The 12,057-nt window shown below is 73.1% G+C and carries 17 protein-coding genes; 5 read left to right on the plus strand and 12 right to left on the minus strand.

The features are described from left to right. Positions 1-57 precede the first annotated feature (57 nt). From AC24FB_RS07435 to AC24FB_RS07455, 5 genes are all read right to left on the minus strand, one after another. Entirely contained in the window at positions 58-1,125 is a 1,068-nt protein-coding gene (locus AC24FB_RS07435) for an IS110 family RNA-guided transposase (RefSeq protein ID WP_425715765.1), read from the minus strand. A 405-nt stretch (positions 1,126-1,530) separates the two neighbouring features. Continuing rightward, entirely contained in the window at positions 1,531-2,151 is a 621-nt protein-coding gene (locus tag AC24FB_RS07440; RefSeq protein ID WP_425714045.1) for an anthranilate synthase component II, read from the minus strand. 2 nt (positions 2,152-2,153) lie between these two features. After that, complete coding sequence (locus AC24FB_RS07445; protein WP_425714044.1) at positions 2,154-2,309, minus strand: hypothetical protein; 156 nt, start codon at positions 2,307-2,309, stop codon at positions 2,154-2,156. Then, positions 2,309-3,019, minus strand: coding sequence for a class E sortase (locus AC24FB_RS07450; RefSeq protein WP_425714043.1), 711 nt, complete (start codon positions 3,017-3,019; stop codon positions 2,309-2,311). The genes AC24FB_RS07445 and AC24FB_RS07450 overlap by 1 nt, the downstream gene beginning before the upstream one ends. Before the next feature lie 89 nt (positions 3,020-3,108). Continuing rightward, entirely contained in the window at positions 3,109-3,897 is a 789-nt protein-coding gene (locus AC24FB_RS07455; RefSeq protein WP_425714042.1) for a DUF881 domain-containing protein, read from the minus strand. A 120-nt stretch (positions 3,898-4,017) separates the two neighbouring features. On the opposite strand from AC24FB_RS07455, the gene AC24FB_RS07460 reads away from it, so the two are divergent. Next, positions 4,018-4,293 (plus strand): cell division protein CrgA, encoded by a 276-nt coding sequence (locus AC24FB_RS07460; RefSeq protein WP_425714041.1) that lies wholly within the window; start codon positions 4,018-4,020, stop codon positions 4,291-4,293. A gap of 395 nt (positions 4,294-4,688) precedes the next feature. On the opposite strand, the gene AC24FB_RS07465 is transcribed toward AC24FB_RS07460, so the two are convergent. Next, on the minus strand, positions 4,689-5,666 hold the full coding sequence (locus tag AC24FB_RS07465; RefSeq protein ID WP_425714040.1) for a rhomboid family intramembrane serine protease: 978 nt from the start codon (positions 5,664-5,666) through the stop codon (positions 4,689-4,691). Beyond that, entirely contained in the window at positions 5,663-6,184 is a 522-nt protein-coding gene (locus tag AC24FB_RS07470; protein WP_425714039.1) for a peptidylprolyl isomerase, read from the minus strand. The genes AC24FB_RS07465 and AC24FB_RS07470 overlap by 4 nt, the downstream gene beginning before the upstream one ends. A 235-nt stretch (positions 6,185-6,419) precedes the next feature. On the opposite strand from AC24FB_RS07470, the gene AC24FB_RS07475 reads away from it, so the two are divergent. Next, positions 6,420-7,238 carry a hypothetical protein gene (locus tag AC24FB_RS07475; protein WP_425714038.1) on the plus strand — a complete coding sequence of 273 codons (819 nt, stop codon included), beginning with the start codon at positions 6,420-6,422 and terminating at the stop codon, positions 7,236-7,238. A 76-nt stretch (positions 7,239-7,314) separates the two neighbouring features. Here the strand turns inward: AC24FB_RS07475 and AC24FB_RS07480 are convergent, their stop codons facing one another. Further along, on the minus strand, positions 7,315-7,959 hold the full coding sequence (locus AC24FB_RS07480) for an NADPH-dependent F420 reductase (RefSeq protein WP_425714037.1): 645 nt from the start codon (positions 7,957-7,959) through the stop codon (positions 7,315-7,317). A gap of 75 nt (positions 7,960-8,034) precedes the next feature. Here AC24FB_RS07480 and AC24FB_RS07485 point away from each other — a divergent pair, with 75 nt between their 5' ends. Continuing rightward, on the plus strand, positions 8,035-9,060 hold the full coding sequence (locus AC24FB_RS07485; protein ID WP_425714036.1) for an LLM class flavin-dependent oxidoreductase: 1,026 nt from the start codon (positions 8,035-8,037) through the stop codon (positions 9,058-9,060). A gap of 39 nt (positions 9,061-9,099) precedes the next feature. Here AC24FB_RS07485 and AC24FB_RS07490 read toward each other — a convergent pair whose 3' ends face one another. The 3 genes from AC24FB_RS07490 to fdxA all read right to left on the minus strand — a co-directional run bounded on the left by AC24FB_RS07490 (position 9,100) and on the right by fdxA (position 10,446). After that, the gene (locus tag AC24FB_RS07490; RefSeq protein WP_425714035.1) at positions 9,100-9,624 is read right to left on the minus strand and encodes a hypothetical protein; all 525 of its coding nucleotides are present in this window, start codon (positions 9,622-9,624) and stop codon (positions 9,100-9,102) included. A gap of 95 nt (positions 9,625-9,719) precedes the next feature. Continuing rightward, on the minus strand, positions 9,720-10,055 hold the full coding sequence (locus tag AC24FB_RS07495) for a cupin domain-containing protein (protein WP_425714034.1): 336 nt from the start codon (positions 10,053-10,055) through the stop codon (positions 9,720-9,722). A 34-nt stretch (positions 10,056-10,089) separates the two neighbouring features. Beyond that, positions 10,090-10,446 carry a ferredoxin gene (fdxA, locus tag AC24FB_RS07500; protein ID WP_425714033.1) on the minus strand — a complete coding sequence of 119 codons (357 nt, stop codon included), beginning with the start codon at positions 10,444-10,446 and terminating at the stop codon, positions 10,090-10,092. Between the two features lie 38 nt (positions 10,447-10,484). On the opposite strand from fdxA, the gene AC24FB_RS07505 reads away from it, so the two are divergent. Then, complete coding sequence (locus tag AC24FB_RS07505; RefSeq protein ID WP_425714032.1) at positions 10,485-10,868, plus strand: cupin domain-containing protein; 384 nt, start codon at positions 10,485-10,487, stop codon at positions 10,866-10,868. Between the two features lie 37 nt (positions 10,869-10,905). On the opposite strand, the gene AC24FB_RS07510 is transcribed toward AC24FB_RS07505, so the two are convergent. After that, complete coding sequence (locus AC24FB_RS07510) at positions 10,906-11,328, minus strand: VOC family protein (protein ID WP_425714031.1); 423 nt, start codon at positions 11,326-11,328, stop codon at positions 10,906-10,908. Positions 11,329-11,577: 249 nt separating this feature from the next. Between AC24FB_RS07510 and AC24FB_RS07515 the strand changes: the two genes are divergently transcribed. After that, complete coding sequence (locus AC24FB_RS07515) at positions 11,578-11,973, plus strand: (R)-mandelonitrile lyase (RefSeq protein WP_425714030.1); 396 nt, start codon at positions 11,578-11,580, stop codon at positions 11,971-11,973. The last annotated feature ends 84 nt before the right edge of the window (positions 11,974-12,057 follow it).

A 12,057-nucleotide genomic window follows, 5' to 3' on the forward strand; every position in this document is an offset into this window, starting at 1 on the left:
TTGGTGCACGTCGAGATTGCGGTTCGTACTCACCGAGATTGATCCTTCTATGTTTCGTCAAGCGGCCATGGTGGGTTCGGGGGTGCTGTTGAGGGTGCGGTAGATGCGGCGGGCGAGGTAGCGCTTGAGGCAGCGGCGGATCTCGGCCTTGGTGCGGTGCTCGCCGGCGCGGCGTTCGACGTAGGCGCGGGTCTCGGGGTCGTGACTCATCCGGGTCACGACCGCGGTATGCAGGACGCGGTTGAGTTGCCGGTCGCCCCCGCGGTTGAGGCGGTGTCGCACGGTGTTGCCCGAGGAGGCCGGGATCGGGCTGACCCCGGCCAGGGCCGCGAACGCGGCCTCGGAACGCAACCGGCCCGGGTGGGAGAACACGGTCAGTGACACGGCCGCGGTGATCGGCCCGACACCATGCATCTCGAGCAGCGGCGCGGCCAGGCTGGACTTGACCAGAACGGTGATGCGCTTCTTGTTCGTGGCGAGCTCGACGTCCAGGGCCAGGATCTGGGCGGCCAGGCGGACGGCCTCGCTGCGGGCGGTCGCGGTGGCGATGTCCTCATCGCGCTCGCGCCACCGGCTGATCATGGCGATCACCTTCTTGCCCGGGGCCCGGCGCGCATCGATACCCAGGTCGCTGACGCGCAGCAGCGCGGTCAGCGCGTTCGTGGCCGCGGTACGTTCGCTGTTCATCTGCTCGCGGGCGGTGAGCAGGACCCGCAGCGCGGCCCGGACCCCACTAGCGGCGCGGAGGTGCCGCAGCCGGCTGACCTGAAGCGGGAGGACGGCGGCCGCGATGCGGTAGGCATCCAGGGCATCGGACTTACCCACGCCCCGGTTCCCGCGCGGGTTCATCCGCGCGGCCTCCACGACCTGATAGCCGGCGTCCTGGACAACGCCGGCCAGGGTCGCGCCGTAGGACGCGGCGCCCTCGATGACCCACAACGCGGCCATATCGGCCCCGGTGCGGCGAGCGGCCCAGGCGATCGCGCGGGCCATGCCCGCAGGCGTGGTCGGGAACTGGGCAGAATCGATCAGCTCGCCGCGGGCGGCCAGCACCGCCAACGAATGGGTCTGGGCGTGGGTGTCGACCCCGATGACGAACGGATGGGAGTGCGCGACGATAGCCATAGCGGCCTGGTGTCCTTCCTACCAATGAGTGGATGGTCTGGTCGCTGGTGGCCGGTGCCGTTCTGGGTAGGAGTCACCTCGGGACAACACTGTGACGAGTCACGCCACACCAGTGGCGGACAACCTTCTGATCAGGTCTCCGAGATGGGCCAGGACGGTGCCGGCCACCCCACCCATGGGCGGACAGATCAATCTCCAGACACCCCCAACAAGGGGTCTGCGGTTCGCCGAGTCACACCCACGAGCGGAACGACCAGCCACCACCCTGCCAGCCAGTCCCAGACCAGCCACCCCCACACTCACAGCGGTTCGTGCCCGGAGGGACGGAGCACGCACCGGGCGCGCGGCTCGTCGTCGTGCTCGAGAGTGCGGGTCAGCACCCGCCCCCGATGTCGAGAGTGCGGCTCAGGCCCGGACGAGGGGCGCGAGCCCCGCGGCGGAGGCGACGGCCCCGCCCTGCCCGGCCAGCTCGAGCCAGTTGGCCAGCAGCCGGTGCCCGCCCCGCGTCATCACGGACTCGGGGTGGTACTGCACGCCGTGCAGGGGCAGCTCGCGGTGGGCGAGCCCCATGATCACCCCGCCGGGCGTGCGCGCGGTGACGACGAGCTCGTCCGGGGCGGACTCCGGCACCACGGCCAGCGAGTGGTAGCGGGCGGCGGTGAAGGGGCTGTCGAGGCCCTCGTGGACCCCGGTCCCGTCGTGCTCGACCTCGGAGGTGCGACCGTGCATGAGCTCGGGCGCGTGCGTGACCACCCCGCCGTAGAGCTCGGCGAGCACCTGGTGCCCGAGGCACACGCCGAGCATGGGCACCGCGGCCGCGGCGCACGCCTCGATCACCTCGCCGGACCTGCCGGCCTCCTTGGGCACGCCGGGGCCGGGCGAGACGAGCACGCCGTCGTACCCCGCGACGTCGAGGTCGGCGTCGTCGTTGCGTCGCACGTCCGTCTCCGCGCCGAGGTGCTGGAGGTAGCCGACGATCGTGTGGACGAAGCTGTCGTAGTTGTCCACCACGAGGATGCGGGCCACGGTCACTCCACTGTCAGGTCGGCGCTGGGGAGCATCGACTCTACCCACGGGAACACCCAGACGAAGAGGGCGGCCACGGCCGCGAGGATCAGCACCGCCATGAGCACGGCCCGCAACCAGCGGGGCCCCGGCAGCGCGCGAAAGATGGCGGCGTACATCAGGCCTCCTCGGACGCCGCGACGAGCTCGGCGGGCATCCCGTCGGAGCGGTCGACCCAGTGGTCGAGCTCGGTGTAGGTGATCCAGCGGTGGGTCGAGTAGTTGAAGGGGTGGCAGGTCGTCAGGGTCATCAGCCGTTCGCTCGGCTCCGCGGACGGGTCCCCGGGCACCGGCGCGACGACCTCGACGTCCCAGGGCCGCACGATCTCCGAGCCCGTGACCCGGTAGACGTAGAAGGTGTCGGCGGTCTCGACGACGATCGGGTCCCCCACCTCGAGGTCGGCGACCTGGCCGAGCGGGGAACCGTGGGTCTGCCGGTGCCCGGCGACCGCGTGGTTGCCGATCTCGCCCGGCAGCGCCGTGCCCGGGTAGTGCCCGAGCGCACCGAAGTCTATGACGTCCATGCCGACCCCCTCGAGCAGCGGCAGGGCGTGGTCCTCCCCCCACGCGGGGACGTGCACGACCCCGAGCGCGGTCATCCCGTCGGGAAGCTCGAGGTCGGCGGACGCGAACGGGGGCGCGTCGTCGGTCCGTGCCTCGCCGACCCCGTCCGCCGCGGCACCGATCGCGCCCGCGATGGCGGCCACGGACTCCTCCTGACGGGCGTGCCCCTCGAGGTCGGTCCACCAGAGCTGCCACACGACGTACAGCCCGAGCACGACCCCGGCCGTGAGCAGCAGCTCGCCGAGCACGCCGACGGCGCCCCACACCCGCGACGGCCGTCGCCCCCTGCCGCGCCGTGTCCCCCGCGCCTTCCCGGCGGTCGCCGGCGCATCCCCGGTGGACGAGCTCGGCGCCGTCACGACCCGGACTCGGCGTCGTCGGACCCGGCGCCACGCGCGTCGTCCGCGCCCGGATCGGTGGACGCGCCCGGATCGCCGGTCTCGAGCGGCTCGGCGTACCTCGTCGACACCGACGTCGACGGCGGGACGTCGAGCTGGTCGTGGACCGTGACGGTGTAGCCCAGCCCGATGAGCTCGACCCACTGCCGGTAGACGTCGACGGCCTCGGACTCCTCGAGGGCGTCGGTGAGCTCGTCGGGGTCACCCACGGCCCCGACGACGAACGGCGGCGAGTAGACGCGCGTGCCGACGTAGAGGACGTTCCCGACGCACCGCACCGTGGTCGTGGGCAGGAGGCGCTGCCCCTGGACGGTGAGCGCCTCCGCGCCCCCGGCCCGCAGCGCGTTGATGACCCCCTCGACGTCCTGCTGGTGGACCACGTAGTCGTCCGCCACCCGGTCGGCGGGCATCCCGGACTCCGGGACCGGCGCGTCGTCGAGCGCGACCTCCACCCCGGGACCGCTCACGGGCGCGGCACCGGCGGCGACCAGCACCTCGTCCGGGGGCGCGCCGACCTCGGCGTCGTGGCTCTCGAGGTAGGGCTCGATCTGCTCGCGCAGCTCCTCGTTCTCGCCCTCGAGCGTCTCGATCCGCGTGGTCTGCGCGCGGGCGAGCGAGACGAGGTCGGTGGCGGCGCGCGCGGGGTCCTCCCCGGCGTCGCGGGCGTTGACGGCGATGACGAGTCCGGCGAGCACGCCGACCGCCGCCACGCGGAGCGACGCGGGCGGCACGCGGAACCCGGCCATCGGGCCACCTCCTCGACGTCGCCGCTGCTCTCGAAGACTAGGCTAGGTCCGGGTCGCGCCGCGTGCGCGCACAGACATTCCGCAACCCGCCCCGACGGCGGGACACCACTGGAGGACGACGTGCCGGTCTCGAAGAAGCGCAAGCGCAAGGACGGCTCCCCGGTCAGCCGCACCCCGCAGGAGGAGGCCGAGCTCGAGGCGGCCGCCGCGGGCGAGCCGAGCCCCAGCTGGTGGGCGCCCACGATGGTCACGCTCATGCTCGTCGGCCTCGTCGTCCTCCTCGTCACCTACCTCACGTCCGCCGCGTACCCGGTCCCGGGGATCGGCAACTGGAACCTCGCGATCGGCTTCGGCATCGCGATGATCGGGTTCCTCATGACGCTGCGCTGGCGCTGACGCCGGCACCCGCTCCCCGCTCCTCCGGAGAACGTTCCCGCCGAGCAACCGGTCGATCGACCCCTCCCCGTCCACAGGGATACCCACAGGTGGGGAGGAATGACAGCCGTGTCGTTCGCCCCGACCCCGCCGCTGGGGACGAACGAACGACAAACGTGTGATTCCCACAGGGATACTCACACCTGGGGACGAATGACAGCCGTGTAGTTCCACAGCTGTGAGTTCACATGTGGACGGCGAGCACGGTGCCCGACGACGACGCACGGCCCGGCGTCGAACTGCGTCAGGGCGCCCGCAGGCTCGGGGCGGCGAGGAGTCGCGATCGTCCGACGGCGGCGTCGCAGGTGTGTGTTCCCCGCCCGCGCGGACGCACGGGAGCGTGGAGGCGGCGGGGCTCAGGCCCCGACGGCGCCGAGGTAGACGAGGCAGGCCGCGACGAGTGCGGCAGCGACGGCCACCGACGAGAGCACGGCGACGGCGGTCGGCCGGCGTCGCCAGGTCGACCAGGTCAGGCCGAGCGCGAGCCCGACCACCATCCCGCCGAGGTGCGCCTCCCACGAGATGTTCCACCCGGGGACGAACCCGATGGCGATGTTGATGACGAGGAGCACGAGGAGCTGGCTCGACTCCTGGCCGACGCTCCGCTGGATCGCGAGGACGGCGGCGAACAGGCCCATGACGGCGCCGGAGAACCCGACGACGCCGGTGACCCACCCCTCCGCACCTGGACCGCCGGACAGGAGGAGGACCGCGGTCGAGCCGCCGAACGCGCTGAGGAGCATGAGGACGGCGAGCCGCCACCGCCCGACGACGGGTTCGAGCGCCTGTCCGGCGATCCACAGCGCGTACATGTTGAACGCGAGGTGGGCGAGGCCGCCGTGGAGGACGGCAGCCGTCAGCATGCGCCAGGGCTCGTGCTCGGTCACGGCCGGCCAGTAGAGGAGGTCGGCCTGCAGGCCGGTGGCCCGCTGGAGCAGGTAGACCACGCCGAGGACACCCATGACGGCGAAGGTGAGGTACGGCGTCCCGCCACGCACGCGGACACCGACGGGCGCCGAGCGCCGGGCGGCGCCGCGCTGCGGCCGGTTGTCGGGGTGCGGGGGTCCCGGCACGGGGTGCGGCGGGGGCTGCTGCCCCGGTGCGACGTAGGCGCCGAACCCGGGTGCTGGCGCGTAGTGCGGGGAGCCGGGCGGGGCGTCGGCCCGCCCGGCGGGGCCGTTCGCGCCGCCCCCGTACGGATCGGCGCCGTGGGCGCTTCTCCCGTACGGATCGGCGCCGTAGGCACCGGCGCCGTACGGGTCGGCGCCGTGCACGCCCGGGCCGTCCGGCCGGCGTGGGTCGCGCGGCTCGTCGGGCCCGGGCGCGGAGGTCACTCGACGATCTCGACGGACTCGATGACGACCGGCTCGACCGGGCGGTCGGCGGCACCGGTCGGGACGGCCCCGATCGCGTCGACGACGGCGCGCGAGGCCTCGTCGGTCACGGCGCCGAAGATCGTGTGCTTGCCCTGGAGCCAGGTGGTCGGCTGGGTCGTGATGAAGAACTGCGACCCGTTGGTGCCGTGGCCCATGCGCTTGCCGGCGTTGGCCATGGCGAGCACGTAGGGCTCGGTGAAGCCGAGCTCGGGGTGGATCTCGTCGTCGAAGGTGTAGCCCGGGCCACCGGTGCCGGTGCCCTCGGGGCAGCCGCCCTGGATCATGAAGTTGGGGATGATCCGGTGGAACGTGAGGCCGTCGTAGAACGGCCGGGTGACCTTCTCGCCGGTCTCCGCGTCGGTGAACTCCTTGGTCCCGCGCGCGAGCTCGACGAAGTTGCTGACCGTCTTGGGGGCGTGGTTCGGGAAGAGTCGGATCGACACGTCGCCGTGATTGGTGTGGAGGATGGCGTCCATGGGTCGATCCTCGCACGGTCGGGGGCCCGCGCACACGACTGCCCCGGTGGGTCGGGGCGTGGCGACACCCCGCCGGGGAGCCACCTGTTGTCCAGGTCCGTGTCCTGACTCACCTGGTCTACTGGCAGCACCGGTCCTGATACGGAACTATGGGGGTGGGGCGGATCCAGGCCCGCCGCGAACGACGCGCAGGTCGGGTCCCGACCGCACGACCGCTACGAATGGAGATACGCACATGTCGCGCAAGACCAAGCGCACGTCCACGACGACGGAGCCCGAGCAGGCCGACGTCGGCGCGAAGCTCGCCGAGCTCGGCACGGCACTCTCCGAGCAGGCGAAGATCACGGGGGCACGCGCCGCCGAGCTCGCGCAGGAGGGCGTCGACTGGGCGACCCCCAAGGTCCAGAAGGCCTTCGAGGACGCCCGGACCGCCGCTGCTCCCACGATCGAGCAGGCCCGCACCTCGGCCGCGACCGCGCGGGACAAGGTGAAGGACGACTACGTCCCCCGCGTCCAGAAGGCGGCCCAGTCGGCCGCCGAGGCCGCCCGGTCCGACGCCCCGATCGCCGACCGCGCGAAGGAGGCCTCGAAGGCTGCCCGCTCGTCGCTGGAGAAGCCCGCCGACAAGAAGAAGGGCGGCGCCGGCAAGGCGCTCGGCTGGGTCCTCGTGGGCACGGCCGTCGCCGGTGCGGGCTACCTCGTGTGGCGTCGCACGCAGCCGGTGGACGACCCGTGGGCCGAGGAGTACTGGGACGACACGACCGTCTCGAGCCCCACCGACTCCTCGGGCTCGCTCGGTGACAAGGCCGCGGGCCTCGCGGGCAAGGCGAAGGACGCCGCCTCGTCGGCCGCCGGCGCCGTCAAGGACAAGGCCGCCGACCTCACCGACCGCGGCTCCTCGGAGACCGGCGAGGTGAGCGACGCGGCTGACGCCGCGGACGACGCCACGGCTGCCGACCTTCCGGTCCAGGCCGCGGGCACCGGCGTGACGACCGAGGACACCCCGGTCTACAACGACACGGTGGACCCGACCACGGGCACCACCCGCTCCTGACCCACCGACGACGGGGGCCGACCACGAGGTCGGCCCCCGTCGTCGTGCCGGGACACGGGTCGCTCCCCCCGGCGGTTCAGGCGGCGCGCGCCCCGGCGAGGACGGCCTCGAGGTCGGCGCGCTCGAGCCGGCGGCCGAACACGGGGCCGGACGGCTCGAGCAGGTGGGCGTCCGACGCGGGGACCGGTAGCGGATCGAATCCCGCGCGGTCGACGACCTCGGCGGCCACGCGCACCGCATCGACGTCGTCGCCGGCCACCGCGAAGGCCCGGCGCCCGGGGGCGCCCACCGGTCGGGCGTCCGCGAGCAGGTCCGCGTAGGCCGCGTGGTTGAAGGTCTTGACGATCCTCGCGCGGGGGTGCGTGGCGGCGAGGGTCGCGGTCGTGCCCACCTCGTGCGCCGTCGTCGCGTCCGTGTCGTACCAGACGTTGGTCGCGTCGACGACGACACCCCGGAACGCCTCGATGTCGAGGCCGCGCGCGGCCGCCATGGGCACGGCGAGGACGACCACGTCGGCCCGCTCGGCAATCTCGTCGAGACCCACCAGCTGCGCCTCCGGCAGCACGCTGCCCACCACGAGCTCGAGGTGTGCGGCGTCGGGGCGGTCGGTGACGAGGAGACGGTAGCCGGCGTCGGCGACGAGCCGGCCGATCGCGGTGCCGAGCCGGCCGGCGCCGACGATGCCGATGGTCGTGGTGCTGCCGCCGACGGGAAAGGTCATGCCGGGGGAACGTCGCCCGCCCGGCGCGCTATTCCGCGCCGGAATAGCCCTGGTGCGCCGCGGGTTGGCGCTGTCATGGCACTCGAGCTCGGGATCGACACCTTCGGCGACGTCACCATGGGGGCGGACGGCGAGCTCCTCAGCCATGCCCAGACGGTCCGCAACGTCGTGGAGGAGGGTGTCCTCGCCGACCAGGTCGGGCTCGACGCGATCGGTGTCGGGGAGCACCACCGGGACGACTTCGCGGTGTCCTCCCCCGAGATGGTCCTGGCCGCGATCGCGGCGCGCACCGAGCGGATCCGCCTGGCGTCCGCCGTCACGGTGCTCAGCTCGGACGACCCGGTCCGCGTGTACGAGCGGTACTCCACGCTCGACGCGATCAGCTCCGGCCGCGCCGAGGTGGTGCTCGGCCGGGGCTCGTTCACCGAGTCGTTCCCCCTGTTCGGGTTCCGCATGGAGGACTACGAGGCGCTGTTCGAGGAGAAGCTCGAGGTGTTCTCCCGGCTGCGCACGGCCCAGCCGGTGACCTGGCGCGGGACGCACGTCCAGAACCTCGACCAGGTCACCGTCTACCCGCCGGTCGAGCACGGGCCGCTGCGGGCCTGGGTGGCCGTGGGCGGCAGCCCGCAGTCGGTGGTCCGGGCCGCCCACCACGATCTGCCCCTCATGCTCGCCATCATCGGCGGGCCGGTCCCCCGCTTCGCCCCGTTCGCGGACCTCTACCGCCGGGCGCTGGAGCAGATGGAGCGCGAGCCGCGGCCGGTGGGCTACCACTCCTACGGGCACGTGGCCGAGAGCGACGATCAGGCAAAGGAGGAGATCTACCCGCACTACGTCGAGCAGGTCGAGCGGATCGGTCGCGAGCGCGGCTGGAGCCGGCCCTCGCGCGCCTCGTTCGAGCACGAGGCCGAGCACGGCGCGATGGCGGTGGGCTCGCCCGAGACGGTCGCGCGGAAGATCGCCGAGGGTGTGCGCGCGCTCGGCGCCGAGCGGTTCGACCTCAAGGTGAGCACGGGCCGGCTCCCGCACGAGAAGATCATGCGCAGCATCGAGCTCTACGGCACGACGGTCGCCCCGATGGTGCGCGACATGCTGGCCTGAGGGTCCGCGCGACACTCCCCCGTGGACCGCTGCCGCGCCCTACTGGACGGCGTCGCCGGTCTCGGCCGGGTCGATCGGGTCGGCGCAGTAGGCCAGCGGCCCGTCACCCTCCCCGTGGAACCGGAACTCCTCGCCGTCGACGGTCAGGACGAGCAGCCGCCCCTCGACGAGCGCCTGCGTGTAGGCCTGGCCCGGGGTCGGGCAGCCGATCGACCCGTCCGACCAGGTGACCTCCTCGAGGGAGACCACCTCGATGTCGGCGTCGGCGCTGCCGGTGTCCGCGGCGAGCTCGTTGATCGCGGCTGCGACGTCGGGGTCCTGGTCCGGGCCGGCCGCTCCGTCCGACGGCGTGCCTCCGGTCCCCTCCGACGGTGCCTCGCCGGTCGGGCTCTCCGCGGTCGGTGACTCCCCGCTCGGCAACTCCTCGCCGGGCCCCCCCGACGGGTCGTCGGGCGCCTGGGTCGTCGTCGGCTCGTCCGGTTCCTCGGTCGGGTCCTCGCTGCACGCGCCGAGCGCGAGGAGCGCGGCGGCCGCCACGGCGAGCAGTCTGGGGTTCGTCCTCATCGTCGATCACCTCCGGTGCTGACACCGTAGGCGGTGGCACTCCGCCTCGCACGGGCCGAGGTCCCCACCTGCGCCCGGGCCGACGGCCGCTGCCGTCAGTCCCGGTTGCGGGCGACCGTCAGCACGCACGCCGAGTCCTCGAGGGCGCGGACGCCGTGCCGCTCGGGCGGGATCTCGGCGAGGTCGCCGGCAGCGAGCTCGACCTCGTCGTCTCCGGCGTGCAGGATCACCCGTCCGCGCAGGACCTGGAGCGTCGCCTCACCGGGGCTCTCGTGCTCGGCCAGCTCGGTCCCGGCGAGGAGCACCATGAGGTGCTGCCGGAGGCGGGAGTCCTTGTCCCCCACCAGCGCGGTCGAGGACCGACGGGCCCGGGCCTCACCGGCGAGGGCGAGGTGCTTCTCGGTCAGCGCGGCAAGGTCGATGCGGTCCATGTGGTCTCCCTGGTGTCGGTCCCGTGTCGTCCAGTCACTGCCCGCGTGCGCCCGCTCCCGGCGGGGCGCCCGCGACGAGCTCGGTGTCCACGCCGAGGCGGCCGAGGCGCTGGGCGCCGCCCGGCGACCCGATGGGCTCGTCCCGGCCGGGCAGAGTGTCGTCGAAGAAGCCGGCGTTCTCCACGAGGTACGGCCGCAGGGTCTCGGGCAGGTCGTCCTCGTAGTAGATGGCAAGGACGGGGCAGACGGGCTCGCAGGCCCCGCAGTCGACGCACTCGTCGGGCTGGATGTACAGCATCCGGTCGCCCTCGTAGATGCAGTCCACCGGGCACTCGTCGACGCACGCCCGGTCGAGGACGTCGATGCACGGCTGTGCGATCACGTACGTCATCCGGCCAGCCTAATGACGCCGCCGGATACTCTCGAGGCATGTCGGCAGGCGGATCGAGGCGTCCACGGGTCGTCACGTCGACGACGTCACTCACCCCCGCGGTCGGCGATCGGCGGGCGACGGGCGCCCTCTGGAACCTCACCGGCCCGGACCGCGGGCTCGACGCCAACGTCGTGCAGCTGCCACCGGGCGGGCGGATCGAGCCCCACGAGGGTCCGGCGCTCGACGTCCTCTGGCACGTCGTCGCCGGCACCGGCACACTTCTCACGGCCGACGACGACGAACCCCCGCTCGCTCCCGGCGACGTCGTCCACCTCCCGCGCGGCACGGTCCGCGGTGTGGCGGCCGGCGCGGAGGGGATCCGCTACCTCACGGTGCACGACCGCAAGCCACCGCTCGGGATCGGCCCCACGCGCGGCTGACGGCCGGCTCCGCGCCTCGGCCGACCCCGCGCCTCGGTCAGGCCGGCGGCGTCCCCGCGACGTTGAACGCCCACATCACCCCGTACCGGTCGAACATCTGCCCGTAGTGGTCGCCCCACGGGGCCTCCTCGAACGGCATCTGGACGCTCCCGCCCGCCTCGAGCATGGCGACGCCGACCCGCTGCGCCTCCTCGACCGAGTCGAAGGTGAGAAGGAACGAGTAGGCAGAGCCGCGCAGGGGGTACTCGCCGTCGTCGACGGCGTCCGAGCCGGCCAGCACCCCTGCCGGCGTGGCGAGCATGGCGTGAGCGACGGCGTCGGCGGGCATGTCCACACCGGGCATCGGCATGTCGCCGTACGTGACGATCTCGAGCTCACCGCCGAACAGGTCGCGGTAGTGCTCGAAGGCCTCGCGGGTCTGGCCCTGGAAGGCGATGTAGGTGGCGATGGTCGAGAGCATCTCGGATCTCCGTCGATCGGGGCGGTCAGCCGCGGGCGCCGCTGCCAGAAGAAGTGTGGCGACCGCGGCCGCAGGAGCGCCAGCCCTTCGGGGGCACATTCCCCACGACGAACCCCTCGTCCGGCACATCCCGACCACCGACAAGCCTCTCCCACGCCCCTCTCCCGAACAGGACCCGGCGTCGCTAGCCTGGGTGCGACGGTCGGGCGTCGCCACCGGCGGCCCGCGGCGCCGAGGAGAGGAACGATCATGGACATCCGCTCGAACGCCGCGGCGGTCCGCGGGCCCGAGGACCGCTTCACCGGCGACGTGTGGCTGACCCCCATCACCACCGGTGACACGCCGTCGAAGGTGCACTCGGCGGTGGTGCGCTTCGCCCCGGGCGCCCGGACGGCCTGGCACATGCACCCGGTGGGTCAGACGATCTACATCACCGAGGGCCTGTGCCTCGTGCAGGTCGCGCAGGGCCAGGTGCAGGTCTTCCGGGAGGGGGACGTCGTCCGCTTCCACGGCGGGCTGTGGCACTGGCACGGCGCCGGCCGCCACACGTTCATGAGCCACATCGCGGTGACCGACGGCCCCGAGGTCGGCGCCGAGACCGAGTGGGGCGCCCTCGTGCGGGACTCGGAGTACAACCAGCACTGACCCGTCCCGCCCACGGGTGCGAGGCTGCGCCCGTCCCGGTCGGCACCGACGAGCACCGGGCCGGCGCGGGTGCCCGGCATCCGT

The organism is Georgenia sp. Z1344 (genome assembly GCF_057652375.1).

Excerpts from the sequence above, each read along its gene's own strand:
- AC24FB_RS07455 (WP_425714042.1), bottom strand. The coding sequence starts at position 3,897 with ATGGCCGGGTTCCGCGTGCCGCCCGCGTCGCTCCGCGTGGCGGCGGTC.
- AC24FB_RS07515 (WP_425714030.1), top strand. The coding sequence starts at position 11,578 with ATGGACATCCGCTCGAACGCCGCGGCGGTCCGCGGGCCCGAGGACCGC.
- AC24FB_RS07480 (WP_425714037.1), bottom strand. The coding sequence starts at position 7,959 with ATGACCTTTCCCGTCGGCGGCAGCACCACGACCATCGGCATCGTCGGC.
- AC24FB_RS07510 (WP_425714031.1), bottom strand. The coding sequence starts at position 11,328 with ATGCTCTCGACCATCGCCACCTACATCGCCTTCCAGGGCCAGACCCGC.
- AC24FB_RS07490 (WP_425714035.1), bottom strand. The coding sequence starts at position 9,624 with ATGAGGACGAACCCCAGACTGCTCGCCGTGGCGGCCGCCGCGCTCCTC.
- AC24FB_RS07475 (WP_425714038.1), top strand. The coding sequence starts at position 6,420 with ATGTCGCGCAAGACCAAGCGCACGTCCACGACGACGGAGCCCGAGCAG.
- AC24FB_RS07435 (WP_425715765.1), bottom strand. The coding sequence starts at position 1,125 with ATGGCTATCGTCGCGCACTCCCATCCGTTCGTCATCGGGGTCGACACC.
- fdxA (WP_425714033.1), bottom strand. The coding sequence starts at position 10,446 with ATGACGTACGTGATCGCACAGCCGTGCATCGACGTCCTCGACCGGGCG.
- AC24FB_RS07445 (WP_425714044.1), bottom strand. The coding sequence starts at position 2,309 with ATGTACGCCGCCATCTTTCGCGCGCTGCCGGGGCCCCGCTGGTTGCGG.
- AC24FB_RS07495 (WP_425714034.1), bottom strand. The coding sequence starts at position 10,055 with ATGGACCGCATCGACCTTGCCGCGCTGACCGAGAAGCACCTCGCCCTC.
- AC24FB_RS07505 (WP_425714032.1), top strand. The coding sequence starts at position 10,485 with ATGTCGGCAGGCGGATCGAGGCGTCCACGGGTCGTCACGTCGACGACG.
- AC24FB_RS07485 (WP_425714036.1), top strand. The coding sequence starts at position 8,035 with ATGGCACTCGAGCTCGGGATCGACACCTTCGGCGACGTCACCATGGGG.
- AC24FB_RS07470 (WP_425714039.1), bottom strand. The coding sequence starts at position 6,184 with ATGGACGCCATCCTCCACACCAATCACGGCGACGTGTCGATCCGACTC.